This window comes from Photobacterium sp. GB-56 (genome assembly GCF_003026105.1).
GTDB lineage: Bacteria > Pseudomonadota > Gammaproteobacteria > Enterobacterales > Vibrionaceae > Photobacterium.
In genome coordinates this window covers 46,480-66,381 of sequence record NZ_PYNW01000017.1, presented here as the reverse complement: position 1 = coordinate 66,381, position 19,902 = coordinate 46,480, and the positions used below count along the sequence as shown (strand labels likewise).

16 protein-coding genes and 1 tRNA gene are annotated in these 19,902 nt (G+C 40.1%); 4 read left to right on the top strand and 13 right to left on the bottom strand.

Translation table 11 applies throughout. The annotated features are described in order from the left end of the window. Positions 1-30: 30 nt before the first annotated feature. Positions 31-642 carry a tRNA-uridine aminocarboxypropyltransferase gene (locus C9J42_RS18155; protein ID WP_107302224.1) on the bottom strand — a complete coding sequence of 204 codons (612 nt, stop codon included), beginning with the start codon at positions 640-642 and terminating at the stop codon, positions 31-33. A 46-nt stretch (positions 643-688) separates the two neighbouring features. Between C9J42_RS18155 and rrtA the strand changes: the two genes are divergently transcribed. Further along, entirely contained in the window at positions 689-1,225 is a 537-nt protein-coding gene (gene rrtA / locus C9J42_RS18150; protein ID WP_107302223.1) for a rhombosortase, read from the top strand. A gap of 44 nt (positions 1,226-1,269) precedes the next feature. On the opposite strand, the gene C9J42_RS18145 is transcribed toward rrtA, so the two are convergent. From C9J42_RS18145 to C9J42_RS18110, 8 genes are all read right to left on the bottom strand, one after another. Next, a complete protein-coding gene (locus C9J42_RS18145) occupies positions 1,270-1,563 on the bottom strand; it encodes a ComEA family DNA-binding protein (protein ID WP_107206070.1) in 294 nt (97 codons plus the stop codon). A gap of 138 nt (positions 1,564-1,701) precedes the next feature. Beyond that, on the bottom strand, positions 1,702-3,594 hold the full coding sequence (gene ppiD, locus C9J42_RS18140; RefSeq protein ID WP_107302222.1) for a peptidylprolyl isomerase: 1,893 nt from the start codon (positions 3,592-3,594) through the stop codon (positions 1,702-1,704). Positions 3,595-4,005: 411 nt separating this feature from the next. After that, positions 4,006-4,278, bottom strand: coding sequence for an HU family DNA-binding protein (locus tag C9J42_RS18135; RefSeq protein ID WP_005369098.1), 273 nt, complete (start codon positions 4,276-4,278; stop codon positions 4,006-4,008). 219 nt (positions 4,279-4,497) lie between these two features. Then, positions 4,498-6,861 (bottom strand): endopeptidase La, encoded by a 2,364-nt coding sequence (gene lon, locus C9J42_RS18130; protein ID WP_105061295.1) that lies wholly within the window; start codon positions 6,859-6,861, stop codon positions 4,498-4,500. Positions 6,862-7,053: 192 nt separating this feature from the next. Next, complete coding sequence (gene clpX, locus C9J42_RS18125; RefSeq protein WP_107206068.1) at positions 7,054-8,334, bottom strand: ATP-dependent protease ATP-binding subunit ClpX; 1,281 nt, start codon at positions 8,332-8,334, stop codon at positions 7,054-7,056. Between the two features lie 109 nt (positions 8,335-8,443). Continuing rightward, the gene (clpP, locus tag C9J42_RS18120; protein WP_005369103.1) at positions 8,444-9,067 is read right to left on the bottom strand and encodes an ATP-dependent Clp endopeptidase proteolytic subunit ClpP; all 624 of its coding nucleotides are present in this window, start codon (positions 9,065-9,067) and stop codon (positions 8,444-8,446) included. 105 nt (positions 9,068-9,172) lie between these two features. Next, a complete protein-coding gene (gene tig, locus C9J42_RS18115) occupies positions 9,173-10,471 on the bottom strand; it encodes a trigger factor (protein WP_105059697.1) in 1,299 nt (432 codons plus the stop codon). A gap of 469 nt (positions 10,472-10,940) precedes the next feature. Then, positions 10,941-11,017: transfer RNA gene (locus C9J42_RS18110), tRNA-Arg, on the bottom strand. Positions 11,018-11,313: 296 nt separating this feature from the next. On the opposite strand from C9J42_RS18110, the gene folD reads away from it, so the two are divergent. Next, positions 11,314-12,171, top strand: a complete 858-nt coding sequence (folD, locus tag C9J42_RS18105; RefSeq protein WP_107206067.1) for a bifunctional methylenetetrahydrofolate dehydrogenase/methenyltetrahydrofolate cyclohydrolase FolD — start codon at positions 11,314-11,316, stop codon at positions 12,169-12,171. 155 nt (positions 12,172-12,326) lie between these two features. Here folD and galU read toward each other — a convergent pair whose 3' ends face one another. Next, entirely contained in the window at positions 12,327-13,232 is a 906-nt protein-coding gene (galU, locus tag C9J42_RS18100) for a UTP--glucose-1-phosphate uridylyltransferase GalU (RefSeq protein ID WP_107206066.1), read from the bottom strand. A gap of 89 nt (positions 13,233-13,321) precedes the next feature. After that, entirely contained in the window at positions 13,322-13,819 is a 498-nt protein-coding gene (gene rfaH / locus C9J42_RS18095) for a transcription/translation regulatory transformer protein RfaH (RefSeq protein ID WP_107206065.1), read from the bottom strand. A gap of 454 nt (positions 13,820-14,273) precedes the next feature. Between rfaH and C9J42_RS18090 the strand changes: the two genes are divergently transcribed. Continuing rightward, complete coding sequence (locus tag C9J42_RS18090) at positions 14,274-15,662, top strand: peptide MFS transporter (protein WP_107302221.1); 1,389 nt, start codon at positions 14,274-14,276, stop codon at positions 15,660-15,662. A 53-nt stretch (positions 15,663-15,715) separates the two neighbouring features. Here the strand turns inward: C9J42_RS18090 and C9J42_RS18085 are convergent, their stop codons facing one another. Next, positions 15,716-16,768 carry a response regulator gene (locus C9J42_RS18085; protein WP_107206464.1) on the bottom strand — a complete coding sequence of 351 codons (1,053 nt, stop codon included), beginning with the start codon at positions 16,766-16,768 and terminating at the stop codon, positions 15,716-15,718. Positions 16,769-17,084: 316 nt separating this feature from the next. Between C9J42_RS18085 and C9J42_RS18080 the strand changes: the two genes are divergently transcribed. Beyond that, a complete protein-coding gene (locus C9J42_RS18080; protein ID WP_107206063.1) occupies positions 17,085-17,969 on the top strand; it encodes a LysR family transcriptional regulator in 885 nt (294 codons plus the stop codon). A gap of 414 nt (positions 17,970-18,383) precedes the next feature. Here C9J42_RS18080 and purF read toward each other — a convergent pair whose 3' ends face one another. Beyond that, positions 18,384-19,901, bottom strand: a complete 1,518-nt coding sequence (purF, locus tag C9J42_RS18070) for an amidophosphoribosyltransferase (protein WP_107206062.1) — start codon at positions 19,899-19,901, stop codon at positions 18,384-18,386. Position 19,902: the final 1 nt, after the last annotated feature.

The following is a 19,902-nucleotide window of genomic DNA, read 5'->3' as shown; positions in this document are numbered from 1 at the left end:
AGGGAGCCCATGCTCCCTTTTGTGTGCCAACTAATCCTTATAGTTTTTATCAAATACGCCGGGCGGCATTTGTTGAATTTGAAAATTAATCATATTTTCGAATGTATCGAGCAATGGCTGAAGATTTAAAGATATTGGCTCTAACACTGATAATGCTAAATATCCCGCCTCAACCGTTGATACTCCCTGCTCTTTTGGCGATTTTCTAATACGATAGTTTCCAGTCTCTACATTATCTAAATGGACTAAGGGTAAATGATGTAAATTGGTCGATAGTTGCCACATTTTATAGGCTTTCTTCCAAGTCCCATCAAGTAAAATAATCACGTTGTTTCGAGATGGCTGAGCCTGCTCTGCTACATCAGACAGTGCTATCGCACGCTCTCCTGGGTAAACTACATAAATATCACGTTCGGAATCAGTTAAAGCTGCATTTAATTCCTCATGCTGCGAAAAATCCTCACCTACCCAAAGTCGGCTATTGGGTAAAGAAAGTGATAGTATTCTTGCAGTACCAATTGCTCGTTTAACTTCTGATGGATGTTGTAATATCCATAACTCTGTTTGAGTTGCAATAGGTTTAATCCAGTGGCAAATGCAGGCTTTGTTTGCTTTACCACAGTTATCACAGTACCGACTCATTGAGGTTGCCTTGTCTATTCGAAATTATATTGTTATTGCGATAATCATGATGGTTATAGCTCAATTACCACAATGTCAGCCATTATTAGTTTGGGATCGCCAAGACATTATCAATGGCGAATTATGGCGGATCCTATCAGGAAATTTCACGCATACCAATTGGGTGCATCTTGCAATGAATGCTAGCGCCTTTGCAATCATTAGCTATATTTTCCGTGCCCATTTTCATGCTAAGTCTTATAGCTTATTGATCTTAATTTTATCGTTCACTATAGGTATTGGGCTCTTTGCTACCAGTATTACTTGGTATGCTGGATTTTCAGGTGTGCTACATGGCATCTTCGCTTGGGGTTGTATTCGTGATATCCAATCAAAAACGCGGGGGGGATGGCTCTTACTCCTCGGGCTAATCATTAAGATAGGTTGGGAACAATACTTTGGAGGCTCTGTGAGTTCTGAAGAATTGATTGGCGTTCGTGTAGCAACTGAAGCCCATTTGATTGGCACAATCACAGGCATACTGTATGCCTTGCTTATCAAGCAAAAAATCAACGCTCAAGTTGAATATAACCGCTTTAAATGACGATCAATATACGGGAGCACGCTCGCTCCCGTTAATATTAATAATTACAATTCAATACGCTTTCTATTTTTATCGACAGTCGCCTCACCGATCCCTTTCACTTTAGTTAGATCATCAACGCTCGCAAATTTACCATGCACTTTTCGATAATTAATTATCGCTTGTGCTTTCTCAGCACCAATGCCGATTAGCAATGTATCCAATTGCTCAACATTAGCAGTGTTAATATTAATTTTGATATCAATACCTTCATGCGTATTGTCAGCAGCGTAACTTAAAGAGGCGAGTGCTAATCCACCAGCCAACGAAATAGCTTTAAACAAGCGAGATGGCAACATATTTTTATCCTTTATTGGTATGAGTGTTTAAAAAGGATAAAAAGAAAAGCGGGACGATGAGGGGATTATTTAAAAATAAAAGATAAAAAAACGACGGGCCGCACAATAGCGGCCCGTTAATAGAAATGTAAATTTCAATTAATTTGCTGGTTTGTCCAACATTGGGTAAGTGACTTTCGCCGACTCACGTAAAGTCTGAAGTGTTATTGATAGATCTTGTTGAGCAAACATATTCTCAACTTGGGTTGCAAACTGAGTATCAACATCATCTTTCGATGGTGTAACATTCACAACTTTATCTAATGCAATAATTTCAACATTACCTTTGTTGTCACGTGTTACACCATAAGACACTTTACCGTCTTTTGGTTTAGGTAATGTAAACGCAACACGTGCAACATTAGCATCAGGACCTGAACGTGTTATGGTTTGATCGCCAGAGAAACTTAAGCCATCTTTTGCTACAACATCTGACTTACCGTCACGTAATGCTGCAATGATAGAATCCGCCTTCTCAGTTGCTTGCTTCTCACCTTTTTGTTGAGCCAATAGTGTTTTCACTTTTGCTTCAACATCAGTAAATGGCAGCACTGATTCAGGGCGTGCATCATCAACACGAACCACAACAACATGCTCTGGTGCAATCTCAATTACATCAGAGTTCATACCGTCATCATGAACCTCAGGGCTTTGTAATGCTTCTTGCACTTTCTTATCACTTAACACACCGGTCTCATCTTGTAATGAGATAAAGCCTGTTTTAATGATCTTAGCCTTTACAGCTTCTGCTGCTTCATCTAGTGAATCTGGTGATTCAAATGCTGTCTCAGCTAGCTTGCTTTGTAGCTTATAGAATTGCTCTGCTACTTGCTGCTCTTGAAGTTCAGCGACAATGCTCGCTTTAACATCAGCAAAAGGTTTAACTTTAGGCTCTTCGATACCATCCAGTAAAATAATGTGGTAACCATAAGGTGACTTCACAAGGCCAGACATATCACCTGGTTTTGCTAATGAAAATGCTGCTTTTTCAAACGCAGGATCCATCACACCTTTACCGAACCAATCAAGCTTACCGCCATCTTTTGCACTGAAAGTATCATCGGATGATTTTTTCGCAACATCAGCAAAGTTAGCACCAGCTTTCAACTCAGCCAGTAATGCTTCCGCTTTTGCTTTAGAAGCATCACTATCACCTTTTACTAAGATATGGCTAACTTGAATCTTCTCAGCAGTACTGTATTTGCTCTTATGTTCGTTGTAATACACTTCAGCTTCTTTATCAGTGATCTTAATATTGTTCACTAGATTTTTATCTGACAGTTCAATGTAAGACACTTTCACTTGAGCTGGGCGTGTAAACTGCGTTTTATTCTCATCATAATAAGCTTTAGCTTCTGCATCCGTTACCGTTACTTTATCGGTAAAGTCTGCAAGGTTTAGCTTCAAAGTACGAACAACGCGCTCTTGTGATTCAAGTTTACGAAGTTCATTCAATTCATTTTTAAGTGCGAAGTCACTGCCTTCTAATGCGCTTAAGAATTGTTGACGTAGCATGTCTTTACGGATTGACTCTGCAAACTGCTCAGGAGAAATTCCAGCACGACGTAACGTTAAATTATATTGTTCATTATTGAACACACCATTAACTTGGAAAGCAGGCATTGCTACAATCGCTTGCTTAACTTGAGCATCGCTCACACTCAGGCCTAGCTCTGTTGCGCGTTGCTCAATCAACTCATCATTAACCATACGCTCAAGCACGCTATTACGGAGTTGCTGTACGTAAGCAGGATCACCCATTAGTGTTGAGAAGTAATCACCTAAACGTTGCTGCATTTGGTTACGTTGATTTTGATAAGCCTGCTCGAATGCACGCTGACTAATTTCTTTACCATTAACTTTTGCTGCAACTTGCTCATTACCGCCCGCCAGATAACTGCCGACACCAGCAAATACAAAAGAAAAAATAATTAAGCTAAGAATAATCTTAACCCAGATGCTGTTAGCGCCTTCGCGCAATCGCTCCATCATAATTTGCCGTCTCTCCTACTTGTTCGATCTGGCACGGTTTCGAACTACAAATGTGTGCACAAAATATCGGTATCAACGCGATAGCCGAACCTTCAATATTATTAAGCCGTTACTGACTAAAACGTAAATAACCTGTTGTATTAGTTTTTAAACTAAAGATAGCACCAACACAATAAGCCACAAAGCGCATAGTATGATAACTTGATACCGATTTGACTAATGAAATGTTCTTTATCTTTATATTGGTTAAGAAACAAAACAATAAATCCCTAGTCAAATAGGCATCATTATAAAGTAAAAAAAGCGCATCAACCGATGCGCCTTTGTTGTACTGGATCAGTATACCCTTTCCAGTAGCAATATTTAAGCCATGATAACATGACAAAACAGTCAGAAAAAACCAACTATTTCTTAGTTAACAGAGTCTTTTAGCGCTTTACCCGGCTTAAAACCAGGTACTTTTGCAGCTGCAATTTGAATTTCTGCACCTGTCTGTGGGTTACGGCCTGTACGAGCTGCACGTTCACGTACAGAGAAAGTACCAAAACCAACCAATGCAACTTGCTCACCGTCTTTCAATGTATCTGATACCGCTTCGATGAATGCGTCTAAAGCACGACCCGCTGATGCTTTTGAAATATCTGCGCTTTCTGCGATTTTATCTACCAGTTGAGTTTTGTTCACGATTAAATCCCCTTAATGAACTTGCCTACCCGTAACTCGTCACTGAGACGCTGTGAATAGTAGACAATAAATTGTTTCTAGACCTGATTGTATTGATAGAAACTTAACAGGCCTTAATAATACATCGCTTAGCGCGGATTAGAGTTAACTTATAGCCAGACAAAAAAACGCTGACAAGGACTTTTGTCTTTGAAAGCGTTTTTTATTTAGTTAATTTTGCTACAGGTCACTATTTTGAGCATTTACCAGCTCAATACCTGTCGGATTATTCTGAAGTGCAACAGTTAACACTTCATCAATCCAACGTACTGGACGTACTTCCAAATCGGCGATCACGTTCTCTGGGATCTCTTCCAAATCACGCTCGTTCTCTTTGGGAATAAGCACTGTTTTAATGCCACCGCGGTGTGCCGCTAATAGTTTTTCTTTCAAACCACCGATAGGTAAAACTTCACCACGAAGTGTAATTTCACCCGTCATAGCCACATCAGCACGAACAGGATTCCCCGTTAGGCTAGATACAAGTGCTGTACACATTGCAATACCCGCACTTGGGCCATCTTTCGGTGTCGCACCTTCAGGTACGTGAACGTGAATATCACGTTTTTCGTAGAAATCAGCTGCAATACCTAAACGCTCAGCACGAGAACGTACCACCGTCATTGCCGCTTGAATCGACTCTTGCATCACATCGCCGAGTGAACCGGTATAAGTTAACTTACCTTTACCTGGCATAGACTCTGTTTCAATGGTTAATAAGTCACCACCTACTTCCGTCCACGCAAGTCCTGTTACTTGACCAATGCGATTACTTTCGTCAGCTTTACCGTAGTCGCAACGCTGAACACCTAAGTAATCTTTTAAATTATCTTGGCTGATTTCAACGTGTTTAATGTCTTTATTAAGTAAAATTTCTTTCACTGCTTTACGGCAAAGTTTAGATATTTCACGCTCAAGGCTACGAACACCCGCTTCACGTGTGTAGTAACGAATGATGCCAATAATCGCAGAATCATCAACAGTCAACTCACCCGCTTTTAAACCATTACGTTTAATTTGCTTATCAAGTAAATGGTTCTTAGCAATGTTTAGCTTTTCATCTTCGGTATAGCCCGATAGACGAATAACTTCCATACGGTCAAGCAATGGACCTGGGATATTCATCGAATTAGATGTAGCGACGAACATTACATCAGATAAATCGTAATCCACTTCTAAGTAGTGGTCATTAAATGCGCTGTTTTGCTCTGGATCTAACACCTCCAGCAATGCTGAAGCCGGATCACCACGCATATCAGATGACATTTTATCAATTTCATCTAATAGGAAAAGTGGGTTTTTCACCTCTACTTTTGCCATTTTCTGAATCAATTTACCCGGCATAGAACCAATATAAGTACGGCGGTGACCACGAATTTCCGCTTCATCACGTACACCACCTAATGCCATACGAACATACTTACGGCCCGTTGCCGCAGCGATCGATTGACCTAGAGAGGTTTTACCAACACCAGGAGGACCAACTAAACATAGAATTGGGCCTTTTAGCTTGTTTACACGGCTTTGTACTGCGAGATACTCAAGAATGCGTTCTTTCACACGCTCAAGACCATAATGATCGGCATTAAGCACTTCTTCGGCTTTTGCAAGGCTCTTCTTCACTTTAGAGCGCTTGTACCAAGGCACGCTTAGCATCCAATCAATGTAGCCACGAACAACGGTTGCTTCCGCTGACATTGGTGACATCATTTTTAACTTTTGCAGCTCTTGCTCGGTTTTTTCACGAGCTTCAGCTGGCATTTTAGATTCTTCAATCTTTTTCTTTAGCGCTTCAAACTCATCTGGCGCATCATCAAGCTCACCCAATTCTTTTTGGATAGCTTTCATTTGCTCATTTAAGTAATACTCACGCTGAGATTTTTCCATTTGCTTCTTAACGCGTCCGCGGATACGTTTTTCAACTTGAAGCAAATCAATTTCTGATTCCATCATTGCCATTAAGAACTCTAAACGTTCTGTAATATCAACGATTTCTAATACTTTTTGCTTATCAGCCAGTTTCAGCGGCATATGCGCAGCAATGGTATCTGCTAGGCGGGCCGCTTCATCGATACCGTTAAGTGAAGTTAATACTTCAGGTGGGATCTTTTTATTTAGCTTGATAAAGCCTTCAAACTGGCTGATAGCGGTGCGAACAAGTACTTCTTGTTCGCGTTCATCCATTTCAGGCGTAACCAGATATTCAGCATGAGCAGTAAAGAACTCATCATCAGCTAAATCTTCAACTTTGGCACGTTGTTGGCCTTCAACCAAGACTTTTACGGTACCGTCAGGTAGCTTCAATAGCTGTAAAATAGTTGCAACAGTACCGACATCATAAAGATCAGTGATTGACGGTTCATCTGTCGCTGCTTCTTTTTGGGCAACCAACAGAATCTGTTTATTGTTCTCCATTGCCGATTCTAGGCAACGAATAGATTTTTCCCGTCCCACAAACAATGGAATAACCATATGAGGGTACACCACCACGTCACGTAGTGGCAGAACCGGGATCTCAAGGCGCTCAGAACGCTCCAGGTTCATATTCATCTCTCTTCCTGTCAATACTAATCGTATTAAGTAACTGGTTGAGTCACTTACTTAATACGACTAGAAAGTTAGCTTATATTGAGTATATGGGGGTGAAACATGATTATTCAACGAAAGAAGTAACAGAAAATAAAAAAGGAGGCTTATGCCTCCTTTTTTTAGCCTTTATGTGCACTTATTAGACACTTACTCAGCTGCAGCTGCTGGTGCTTCCGTGTTTTCATAAATCAGTAGAGGCTCAGACTCACCTTTAATTACTGACTCATCGATAACAACTTTACTTACACCTTGCTGAGACGGTAGCTCATACATAGTATCAAGCAGTACCGCTTCCACAATAGAACGTAGGCCACGAGCACCTGTTTTACGCTCCATTGCTTTACGTGCAATAGCAACCAGTGCATCATCACGAAACTCAAGCTCAACATTCTCTAGCTCTAATAACGCAGCATACTGTTTAGTTAGTGCGTTCTTAGGCTCACGAAGGATCTGAACTAGTGCTTCTTCGTCAAGCTCACCTAATGTTGCAGTGACTGGTAGACGACCGATAAATTCCGGAATTAAGCCGTATTTAACAAGATCTTCAGGCTCAACTTTTTCAAACAGATCACTTAATGTGTCGGCTTGGTCTTTTGAACGCACTTCTGCGCCAAAGCCAATACCAGTACCTGTTGCTACACGCTGCTCAACAACTTTATCTAGGCCTGCAAATGCACCACCACAGATAAATAGGATCTTAGAAGTATCAACCTGTAAGAATTCTTGTTGAGGATGCTTACGACCACCTTGTGGTGGCACAGATGCAACAGTACCTTCGATCAACTTCAGTAATGCTTGCTGTACACCTTCACCAGATACATCACGAGTAATCGATGGGTTATCTGATTTGCGAGAAATCTTATCGATTTCATCAATGTAAACAATACCACGTTCAGCTTTCGCCACGTCGTAATCACATTTCTGTAGCAATTTCTGGATAATATTTTCTACGTCTTCACCCACATAACCCGCTTCAGTCAGCGTGGTTGCGTCAGCCATCGTAAATGGAACATCTAACATTCGTGCTAGTGTTTCAGCTAATAGTGTTTTACCACTACCAGTAGGGCCGATAAGTAAGATGTTACTCTTACCTAGTTCAACACCTTCACTAGTTGTATCGCCATTACGTAGACGTTTGTAGTGATTATATACCGCAACAGCTAGCACTTTTTTCGCATGTGCTTGCCCAATTACGTAATCATCTAGGTTGTTACGAATTTCTTGCGGAGTCGGCAGTTCATCGCCATCGCGTTTAGGCATCACTTCTTTAATTTCTTCGCGAATAATATCGTTGCATAAATCAACGCATTCATCACAAATATAAACAGAAGGGCCTGCAATCAGCTTGCGAACTTCATGCTGACTTTTACCGCAGAAAGAGCAATACAATAGCTTACTGCTACCACTCTCTTTTCGCTTATCTGTCATTCGCTAACCTCTTATTGGGGTATTCCCATCATTGCCTTGTCTTGAGTGTATAACAAGTCGACTTATTTTGCTGCGTTAACTATCTAGAGTTAATCAGCTAAATAAGTACTTAGTCACGTTGACTCAACACGGCATCCACTAAACCATATTCTACAGCTTGTTCTGCAGACATAAAGTTATCACGGTCAGTATCACGCTCAACAACCTCTAGTGGTTGGCCTGTATGTTCAGCCAATAAACCGTTTAGACGTTGTTTGATTGTTAGAATTTCTTGTGCATGGATTTGAATATCCGATGCTTGTCCTTGGAAACCACCTAATGGCTGGTGAATCATTACACGTGAGTTCGGTAGACAGTAACGCTTACCTTTCGCACCACCAGCAAGTAAGAATGCTCCCATTGAACATGCTTGACCCATACATACAGTACTCACATTTGGCTTAATGAACTGCATAGTGTCATAAATTGACATACCCGCAGTAACAGAACCACCTGGAGAGTTGATGTATAGGAAGATGTCTTTATCTGGGTTTTCTGACTCTAAAAATAGTAGCTGTGCTACTACTAAATTAGCCATGTGATCTTCAACCTGACCAGTTAAGAAAATCACACGCTCTTTTAAGAGACGAGAATATATATCATAAGAACGCTCACCACGAGAAGTCTGCTCGACCACCATAGGTACCAGCGCATCCAAAATTGGTGACATGGCGTTTTTTTCTTGGTAGCTCATAACGTTATTTCCCTAAAATAAATGGCCCGAATGAAATGACTCACACGGACCATTGTTAGCAGAAGACTTGAGATAATGTCAAATCTCTACATCAATTTCAGCAAATTAAGCAGCAGGATTCATTAGCTCGTTGAAGCTAACGTCTTTATCAGAAACCTGTGCTTTAGCTAGAAGTGCGTCAATCGCTTGCTCTTCTAGAGCAACATTACGCATGTTGTTCATTAGCTGTTCGTTAGTTTCGTAGTATTTAACTACTTCTGATGGATCTTCGTATGCAGAAGCCATTTCAGCGATGATTGCTTTAACGCGCTCTTCGTCTGCTTTTAGCTCTTCTGACTTGATCACTTCACCAACTAGAAGACCTACAACTACACGACGTTTAGCTTGCTCTTCGAACAACTCACGTGGTAGTTCAGGCATATTCTTAGCATCACCGCCAAAACGTTGTGCAGCTTGCTGACGTAGTGCTTCGATTTCTTGATCGATAAGTGCAGCAGGAACTGTGATGTCGTTTTGCTCAACAAGACCGTTAAGAACTTGATCTTTGATGCGACCTTTAACAGCTTGCTTAAGTTCACGCTCCATGTTCTTACGAACTTCAGCTTTAAGACCGTCAACAGAACCGTCTTCAACACCGAACTTAGCAACGAACTCTTCAGTTAGTTCAGGAAGCTCTTGTGCTTCAACTTTGTGAAGTTTAATAGCGAATGCTGCAGCTTTACCTTTTAGGTTTTCAGCGTGGTATTCTTCAGGGAACGTTACTTCAACAGTAAACTCTTCACCCGCTTTTTTACCTACAACGCCTTCTTCGAAACCAGGGATCATACGACCTTGGCCCATAGCAAGTGCGAAACCTTCAGCTTTACCGCCCTCGAACTCTTCACCGTCGATAGTACCAACGAAGTCGATAGTTACACGGCTGTTTGCATCAGCGGCTGCATCTACTTCAGTCCACGTAGCTTGTTGCTTACGTAGAGTATCAAGCATTGTATCAACGTCAGCTTCAGTTACTTCAACAACTGGCTTCTCAACAACAACTTTATCTAGACCTTGAAGTGCGATCTCAGGAAATACTTCGAAAGTCGCTTTGAATACTAGGTCTTTACCTTCAGCAACTTCTACTGGAGTAAATGTTGGCGCGCCTGCTGGATTGATTTTCTCTTTAACGATAGCTTCGATAAAGTGACGGTGCATTACTTCACCTAGGATGTCTTGACGTACTGATGCGCCAAACATTTTAGCAACCATCTTAATTGGTGCTTTACCAGGGCGGAAACCGTCGAAACGACGAGTTTTAGCAATTTTCTTTAGTTCAGCTGTTACTGCATCTTCGATGTTTGCAGCAGGAACAGTGATTGTTAGTTGGCGTTCTAGGCCTTCAGTGGTTTCAACGGTAACTTGCATTATATTTAACCTCAAAACTTACTCAGCTTTCTGAGTGATGTTGCCGAACAGCCATTTACTGACGGTGGCATCCTTTTCGTGTTACGGCTCGAAAACCATAACGCCTCAATTCTTTTACTTTATTTCTAAACTGTCAGATATGCTCATCCAACTTAGAAATTAAAGCGCGTTATTATAACGACACACTTAGGTGGCGTCGAGGTGAGATAGACTAAACTGCTATCTAGCTCTACAACTGAAACACAAGATAGGGTCTATAACGAACATTTCAAGGGGTAAGGAGAAAATAATCATAGATCTCTGCGTTTTTTGGGTTCAAATGTTGGAAAAACAGTCGAATTAACGCAAATATGACGTAACAGAGAAAGCATTTTTTATGCCGTTATAAGACTAACTACAGAGTGATTTTTGTATTAAAAAAGCTTAGAAATGAATTAGATTTTGGATCTTATATATAAAGAAGAGAGAATGGCACGCCCTGCAGGATTCGAACCTGCGACCACATCCTTAGAAGGGACGTGCTCTATCCAGCTGAGCTAAGGGCGCATCATTGTGTAACATGGCGTTACGAGGCAGGATTATACGTTGCTAATCATTTAGGTCAATACGTTTACTTTAAATTTCATGATTTAAACCGCCAAGCGATTAAAGTTAAAGCAATCTGTTTTATTTTCAGTTTTTTCAGTGCAATTGTAGATACCTATTCCCTTCAACGATAAACACTTAAGATTGTTCGCCATTATTAAACAAACAAAAAGCAAACGTTTGCGTTATAGCTAAAGTAATCATTTTCTGACACAATAATAGCGTCCACATGCTTAGCCTATATAAAAAGGATTACCATGACCGCCCAAATTATTGATGGGAAATTAATATCCCAAACAGTTCGACAGGAAGTTGCCGCTAGAGTGAAAGCTCGTAAAGATGCTGGTCTTCGTGCACCCGGCTTAGCTGTTGTGCTCGTAGGTCAAGATCCTGCTTCTCAAATTTATGTTGGTAGTAAGCGAAAAGCCTGTGAAGAAGTCGGCTTTGTCTCTAAATCATTCGATCTACCACCAACAGCCTCAGAAGAAGAATTATTACTTCTTATTGACGAATTAAATCTCGATCCAACGATTGATGGCATTTTAGTCCAACTTCCATTACCAGCTGGTATGGATAGCACACGAATTTTAGAGCGTATTGATCCTGAAAAAGATGTTGATGGCTTCCATCCATACAATGTCGGACGCTTAAGTCAACGTATCCCAAAACTACGCTCTTGTACCCCTAAAGGTATTATGACCCTCTTAGAACGTTACAATATTCCGGTACGAGGGAAAGAAGCGATTATTGTTGGCGCTTCTAATATTGTAGGTCGCCCGATGACACTCGAATTATTATTAGCAGGGGCTACAACAACAACTTGTCACCGTTTTACTCAAGATCTTGAGAGCCATGTTCGTCGTGCAGATATCCTTGTCGTCGCTGTAGGTAAACCTAACTTTATTCCTGGCGCTTGGATTAAAGAAGGGGCTACCGTCATTGATGTGGGTATTAACCGATTAGATAATGGTAAATTATGTGGTGATGTTGAATTTGATATTGCCAACCAAAAAGCAAAACATATCACTCCAGTCCCTGGTGGTGTCGGCCCAATGACAGTCGCAACATTAATAGAAAATACTATGTTAGCTTGCGAGCAGTTTCACGGCGAATAATTGGTAATAAAAAGAGTGATACCTATTGCTCTTTTATTCTCCAAAACAATGCTATTTTAAATTAGCAGTCCTCTTCTTATTAACAAATAGAATAAATAAAAAAAGCGATGGAACACCATCGCTTTTTCTTTTGATTATACAATTTATGGCGTCGACTATAAGCTTTTAGCTAGTTGTTTGACATACGCTGTAAATTCTTCACCAAATTGATTATGGCGCAAACCGTACTCAACAAACGCTTTCATGTAACCAATTTTACTACCACAATCATGGCTTACGCCTGACATATGAAATGCATTCACTTGTTGAGATTGCATTAGCATATCGATAGCATCGGTCAATTGAATTTCATCACCCGCGCCAACAGGCGTACGGGCTAATAATGCCCAAATTTCAGCTGGAAGTATGTAACGACCGACAATAGCTAAATTAGAAGGCGCGTCTTCAACTGAAGGCTTCTCAACAACCTTTGTCATCGGTGCTGATTCGCCAGCATGTAATTCCACACCATTAATATCCGCAACACCATAGTTTGACACTTCAGACATAGGAACAGGTTCAACCATCACCTGACTCACTTTAGTCTCGTTAAACATTTTCACCATGGCAGCCATATTATCGCAACGTAAATCGCTCGCAACATCATCCAAAATTACGTCAGGTAAAACAACTGCAAAAGGCGCATCACCAACAAGGGGATGTGCACACAATACTGCATGACCCAAACCTTTAGCTTGACCTTGACGTACATGCATAATGGTCACATCAGGTGGACAAATCGCTTGTACTTCTTCAAGTAGCTGACGTTTTACTCGCGCTTCTAATGTCGCTTCTAATTCAAAAGAGGTATCAAAGTGGTTCTCAATCGAATTTTTTGAAGAATGCGTCACTAAAATAATTTCTTTAATTCCTGCTGCAACACACTCATTCACTACATGCTGAATAAGCGGCTTATCTACAATTGGAAGCATCTCTTTTGGAATAGCTTTGGTTGCAGGTAACATTCGAGTCCCCAGACCAGCAACAGGAATAACAGCTTTACGCACTAATGAAGTATTCAATTTTTTTTCCAGTATATTATGTTTGCAAACATCGTATTAGATAGCTTTCAAATATGCAAAAGAGAGTTCTGACCCACTGATAAAAATGATCACTTTTTAAGCAGATCAGTGTTATCTACGCTTACTTTTACAGGCTTACCTAACAAGTTAATCAGCATAAATGAGCGTTTCTCACCATCAGGTTCTTGGTAAATAGCTTCAAGACCTTGAAACTTACCTTGCTCTAACTTTAATTTTTCACCGGGCTGAGGAAGCATTGACAACAAACGTTGATGCTCTTCACTATCTTCATTCATCATTAAGTTATAAATAAGTTCTTCACGTACTTTTTGTGGCATTGCACCACAGCGAATAAAGTCAGCCACACCACGTGTTGATCGCACCGACGTATAACTTACCATTTCAGGATCAAATTGAACAAAAACATAACTTGGAAATAATGGTTCGATTGACTCTATTCGTTTGCCTCGGCTCACTTTTTTTACTGTTACCTGGGGGTAGTAGCAATCCACACCTTGACGATCCAGATTGATCACTGCACGCTCTTGTTCACTGCGCTTACAATAAAGCAAATACCAATCTTTCATCATCAATCCTAAACATTAAAATTCATCGCTATTATATACATAAATAGCTACTTTTTATATTGCGGCTAATTCGGGATATAAAGTATTTATTGAGTGCTTATTGTTGCTCAACTCATTTATGGAAACCAAGACAGTCACCACTTTTACAGTAATTCCACAGTCAAACTTTGTAACATTCATGAACAATCTAAATAGATAGACAAAAAAACCACAAAAAGATTAAAAAACAAAATATAAAACCAAATAATTAATAATTATAAAAACAACAACATAATTACCATACTAAAAATTAACTTTTCAATTTTGACTAAGAAATCTACAACCATTTGTTTTTCAATAGGTTGAAATGTTTATCATTTGTTCTTTAAATGTAAAAACTTGCAGTCGTATATATTGTGCTTTATAAAACCACCGGTATTAGCAAACACACCATCACAATAATATAGAGAATCCTATGAGTCATAATAGTAGTGGTACCTTATTGGGCCACCCAAAAGGCTTGTTCCTGTTATTTGGAACTGAGCTATGGGAGCGTTTCTCCTACTACGCCATGCGCGCTATTTTAGTTTTGTACTTAACAGATAAAACTATCGATGGCGGCTTAGGCTGGAGTACTCAAGAAGCATTAAGCCTATATGGTATTTACACCGGTCTTGTCTACTTTACTCCTTTAATTGGTGGATGGATTGCAGATAACTACTTAGGTCAACGTCGATCAATTATTATTGGCGGCGTATTAATGGCTATTGGTCAATTTACTCTCGCACTCCCGCACAGTGTCGTTGATCCTCATGCTGTAAACGCTTTCTATTTAGGCCTTACTTTCCTGATCATTGGTAATGGTTTATTTAAGCCAAACATCTCAACCATGGTGGGTGATCTCTACAAAGAAGGCGATAACCGTCGTGATGGTGCGTTTACTATTTTCTATATGGGTATCAACATAGGTTCATTACTTGCCGGTGTTATTGCAGGTACAGCTTCTGCCATTTATGGCTGGAAAGCAGGTTTCTTATGTGCCGGTATCGGTATGCTACTCAGCCTATTGATCCAACTGTTTTTCGCACAACGTTACCTAGGTGATATTGGTACTGTTCCAGCTGCAATTCGTGATGCAGCAAACAACGCAAGCGGTAAAAAAGAGCCACTAACCAAAATTGAACGTGATCGCCTGAAAGTAATTATGGTGATGTGTACTTTTGTTATCGTATTCTGGGCAGGCTTTGAACAAGCTGGCGGCTTAATGAATATCTATTCTCAAGAATACACAAACCGTATGATTGGTAGTTTCGAAGTGCCGGCAGCTTGGTTCCAATCACTTAATCCATTTTTCATTATTATTTGTGCTCCGATTCTTGCTGCTCTTTGGGTAAAATTGGGTAAGAAAGAGCCAAACTCACCTGTGAAATTTGCACTAGCAATGTTCTCGTTAGCAGCAGGCTTTGCTTGTATGATTGGTGCTGCGCTTGAGCAAGGTGGCGATATGACAGTGAAAACCTCTATGCTATGGCTGATTGGTGCATACTTCTTCCATACGATAGGTGAGTTATGTTTATCACCGATTGGTTTATCAATGGTGACAAAACTTGCACCTCTTCGCTTAGCATCATTAATGATGGGTGCATGGTTTGGTGCTAACGCCATTGCTAACTATATTGCAGGTGAGATTGGTTCACGTATTGGTGAAGCCGGTCCTCTAGCAATCTTCTCTGGTATTGCAATTACTGCAGTGATTGCCGGTGTATTACTGCTGTTACTATCCAATACCTTAATTAATTGGATGCATGGTGCAGAATCTTCATCTAATGACGAAACAACAGAGGTTAAAACAGTAGAAGCGTAATGCCGTACTGATAATAATCCATTTAAGGGTAGTGTTGCTAACACTGCCCTTTTTTACATCTTAATGTTTTTAAAGTTCACACTAAAACTAGCATGCCCCAATTGGCTTAGCGATAAACGCCCACCTGATGGAGACAATGCTAGCTTCGATAACATATTGTGCCTTGCTTCTCGTCCAAGCCATTCACCTGATGCGACTTCAAAAGAAGCGTCACTTGTTCGAAGTTGTGCTTCAATACCTGCAGGAAGAATATGCAAACATCTATCAGACAAATCAAATACGCCAAACAAAGCCTTGATAGGTGACGCATAACCTGAGTGCTTCATCCCTTTTTCAATCAATGTTACTAAGTGGCTTAAGCTTTCTAAACAATTACCTTGATTACGTAAATAATCATTAAAAAAAGCACGAATTAATAACGCAGTTGCCGTCGCATTATGATCACCACTACTGGTATCAAGAAGGTAAAAGGCTAATTGACCATCTAATAGCCAAGTATAATCAAGAATAACTGGAAGGGAATCAATGGATTGTAAAACACAATAATTTAACTGCCATCGTCCATAAGTCGATTGTGTTTCAGGCATTAGTCCCACTAATAGCTCACGTGCCGCTTTAGGGTTATTTTGCAAATCTTTAATATGCCATTCCAATTCTTCTTCAACAGGCTCTGTATCTTCTGTAGTATCAAACCATCGATTAGAAAAATCTTGTCGATGATGTGTCGCACTGTCTTGCCCCTTCAATACCGATATCATAGAAGATTTCAGCATTAAAATATTTTCTAATGGCTTTATTAAGAAATCCTTAACACCAAGTCGCAACGCTAAAGCGACATCTGTCATTGCTCCCGTTCCTGAAATAACAATAATTGGTATCATTGGATATTGAATAGACACTTCTTCAACAAACTCCATACCTGTCATAACAGGCATAGCGAGATCGCAGAGTAACAGATCAGGAATATGCTCCTTTAATGCACGTAGCCCTTCTAAACCATTATCAGCCTCTTGCACCAAGCATCCTTGGCTCTCAAGAAAGCCAACAATCATATTTCTAAATACTGGGTCGTCTTCTACAACGAGAACATCTTTCCCTTCTAGCAAAACCACCTCCACCAATACCTACTTAGTTTAAGGCACATTACAAACTGAAATTAAAGGCCTTAAAGACTGTCTAATTTTTGCGACTCTATTAAGCATAGAAAAAACACCACAAAAAATATGTATTCATGAACATTTAATAAAAATAAATTCATTTATGTAATACACTTCAAATTATCGTACCCCTTTATTTTGGTAAATTGACCATAATAAACATGATAAAAATACTATTTCAGTAGGAAAAACAAAGAAAAAGAGATGCATTTGACTCATTTTGTTATACAATTGCTCATCATAAGCGTTCAATAATGACTTTTTTATGAAACTTGACGATCTAAACTTATTCCGCATGGTTGTGGAAAATGGCAGTTATACCGCTGCATCTAGAAAAACCCAGGTACCAGTTGCGACACTGACACGTCGAATTCAAGCACTTGAAGAAGGCCTTAATATTCGCCTGCTTAATCGTCATGCCCGTAAACTGTCACTTACTGAAGCCGGTCAAAAGTTCTATCATGACTGTGCGCCTTTACTACAACAGTTACTTGATACGACTGAACATATTAGTGAAGAGTGTAAAGGTGCAGCGGGCAAGCTACGTATTGCCGCACCAACCAATATTACCAAGGTAATGCTTCAACCTTTATTGAATGCCTTTATGTTGGAACATCCAGCAATTAGCATTCAGCTATATATGAGCAATGAGCCAGATCAACTTGATCCGACGGACTGGGATGTTATGTTCCGTATTGGTCCTCAACGAGATTCAACACTGATCGCTCGTCGTATCAATGAAGTAAAAGATATTCTTGTTGCTAGCCCTGAATATTTAAAGAAAAACCCAGAGCCTAAACATGCTCAAGATCTTCACGACCATGTTTTACTGAAGGGTAATCCTTTACTACGCTGGCGTCTAAACAACCACAACGGCGAAACGGTTACGATTAATGAACGAGGTCGCTTTGAAGCAAGCGAACTTAACGTCGTACGTAAAGCGTGTTGTGCAGGCTTAGGGATCACGTTAATGCCTGATGTTATGCTGGAAAAATACATTACAGCTGGTGAGGTGACTCAAGTACTTAAAAACTGGTCAGCAAACCCACGTGATGTATATTTGATTTATAATCACCGTGATTACCAACCAGAAAAATTACGTCTATTTATTGATTTTGCAAGTCACTACTTTGACTTAGAAAAACACTAAAAACATTTATTAATAACGTAATATTTTAGAAAAATGCCATATTAGCCATTAATATGGCATTTTGTTTTTATCCTGTTAAGAACAATCACCCACATAAAAAAAACATACAGTTACAAACCTTGCCCTCCCCCAAAAACCAAGAATGGCGTACTCTTTCCGCATCTCAGTTTTCTCATGATCTCAAGTCTTGTAGAACTGACTTATTCTGTATATTTACTTAATACTGCCGTCCCCATTAATGCGCATCCATAAAGAGCGTGGATTTATTTATGCATGCTCAATTGTTACTGCAGGACAGGCGATTATCACATCGCCAGTGATCTTATAGAGTCATGGTTTGGGGCCTGAGTTTATCCATAAAAAAGCCGGAGTTTTACACTCCGGCTTATAACTCTATTTGCTCACATATAAGACTTAAATGCCTTCGTTATGTAACTCTAAATTAGCTAAATCTTGCTGAATCTCACGCTGCTTTTTCGAGTCATCACTGCGTAGTGAATCTAAATACTCTAAGTACTTTTGGTTCACATCACCGGTTACGTAATTACCATTAAACACAGACGTTTCAAATAATTTAATTTCAGGGTTTCCTTCAGCGACGGCATCAACCAAATCTTGTAAATCTTGGAAAATAAGACCATCGGCACCGATAATATTTGAAATTTCATCCACTTCGCGACCATGAGCAATTAACTCATTAGCGCTTGGCATATCAATACCATAGACATTAGGGAAGCGAATTTCAGGTGCTGCTGATGCTAAGTAAACTTTCTTCGCTCCTGCTTCTCTTGCCATTTCGATTATCTGCTCTGATGTGGTACCACGAACAATAGAGTCATCGACTAACAGTACATTTTTATCTTTAAATTCAGAGCGAATGGCATTGAGTTTACGACGCACAGACTTACGACGCATTTGTTGTCCTGGCATGATAAACGTACGGCCCACATAACGGTTTTTAACAAAGCCTTGGCGATAAGGTTTATCTAACGTACGTGCAATTTCTAGCGCACTGTCACAAGAAGTTTCTGGAATAGGAATAACAACATCGATATCAATATCTGCCCATTCTCGTTTAATCTTTTCACCCAGCTTGGTGCCCATCGCTAAACGCGCGCCATAAACAGAGACTTTATCAATAAATGAATCAGGACGAGCAAAATAAACAAACTCAAATACACATGGATTTAACTGTGGATTATCGGCACATTGCTGAGTAAATAATTGCCCATCAAAAGTGATGTAAACGGCTTCACCAGGCGCAATATCACGGACAAAATCAAAACCAACCGCATCAAGTGCCACTGATTCTGAAGCTACCATGTATTCGGCTTTACCTTGTTCTTCACGCTTACCAATACATAAAGGGCGAATACCATTTGGATCACGAAATGCAATTAAGCCATGACCGATAACCATAGCAACAACCGCATACGCACCTTTTACAATTCGGTGAACTTCACTGATTGCTTTAAAAATTTCCTCAGGGCTAATAGGATAACTTGGACAATGCTCAAGTTGATTTGCCAGAATATTCAGTAAAATCTCAGAATCTGAGGTTGTATTGACATGACGTTTAGCTTGCTCAAATAAGGTCTCACGAATATCTGCTGCGTTGGTTAAATTACCATTATGAGCCAGTGAAATACCGTAAGGAGAATTAACATAAAACGGTTGGGCTTCTGATGCACTAGAGCTACCCGCAGTTGGATAACGCACGTGTCCGATACCTACATTACCTTGTAAGCGTTGCATGTGTTTAGCTTCAAAGACATCACGCACTAAACCATTCGCTTTACGCAGACGGAAACGATTGCTTTCTAAGGTACAAATACCCGCAGCATCTTGGCCGCGATGTTGCAGCACAGTAAGTGCATCATAGATAGACTGGTTTACCGGGGTTGAGCCCACGATTCCAACAATACCACACATT

What these genes read in the sequence shown, in the direction of transcription:
- C9J42_RS18155 (WP_107302224.1), bottom strand. Translation starts at nt 642, where the DNA reads ATGAGTCGGTACTGTGATAACTGTGGTAAAGCAAACAAAGCCTGCATT.
- rrtA (WP_107302223.1), top strand. Translation starts at nt 689, where the DNA reads ATGATGGTTATAGCTCAATTACCACAATGTCAGCCATTATTAGTTTGG.
- C9J42_RS18145 (WP_107206070.1), bottom strand. Translation starts at nt 1,563, where the DNA reads ATGTTGCCATCTCGCTTGTTTAAAGCTATTTCGTTGGCTGGTGGATTA.
- ppiD (WP_107302222.1), bottom strand. Translation starts at nt 3,594, where the DNA reads ATGATGGAGCGATTGCGCGAAGGCGCTAACAGCATCTGGGTTAAGATT.
- lon (WP_105061295.1), bottom strand. Translation starts at nt 6,861, where the DNA reads ATGAACCTGGAGCGTTCTGAGCGCCTTGAGATCCCGGTTCTGCCACTA.
- clpX (WP_107206068.1), bottom strand. Translation starts at nt 8,334, where the DNA reads ATGACAGATAAGCGAAAAGAGAGTGGTAGCAGTAAGCTATTGTATTGC.
- clpP (WP_005369103.1), bottom strand. Translation starts at nt 9,067, where the DNA reads ATGAGCTACCAAGAAAAAAACGCCATGTCACCAATTTTGGATGCGCTG.
- tig (WP_105059697.1), bottom strand. Translation starts at nt 10,471, where the DNA reads ATGCAAGTTACCGTTGAAACCACTGAAGGCCTAGAACGCCAACTAACA.
- folD (WP_107206067.1), top strand. Translation starts at nt 11,314, where the DNA reads ATGACCGCCCAAATTATTGATGGGAAATTAATATCCCAAACAGTTCGA.
- rfaH (WP_107206065.1), bottom strand. Translation starts at nt 13,819, where the DNA reads ATGAAAGATTGGTATTTGCTTTATTGTAAGCGCAGTGAACAAGAGCGT.
- C9J42_RS18090 (WP_107302221.1), top strand. Translation starts at nt 14,274, where the DNA reads ATGAGTCATAATAGTAGTGGTACCTTATTGGGCCACCCAAAAGGCTTG.
- C9J42_RS18080 (WP_107206063.1), top strand. Translation starts at nt 17,085, where the DNA reads ATGAAACTTGACGATCTAAACTTATTCCGCATGGTTGTGGAAAATGGC.
- purF (WP_107206062.1), bottom strand. Translation starts at nt 19,901, where the DNA reads ATGTGTGGTATTGTTGGAATCGTGGGCTCAACCCCGGTAAACCAGTCT.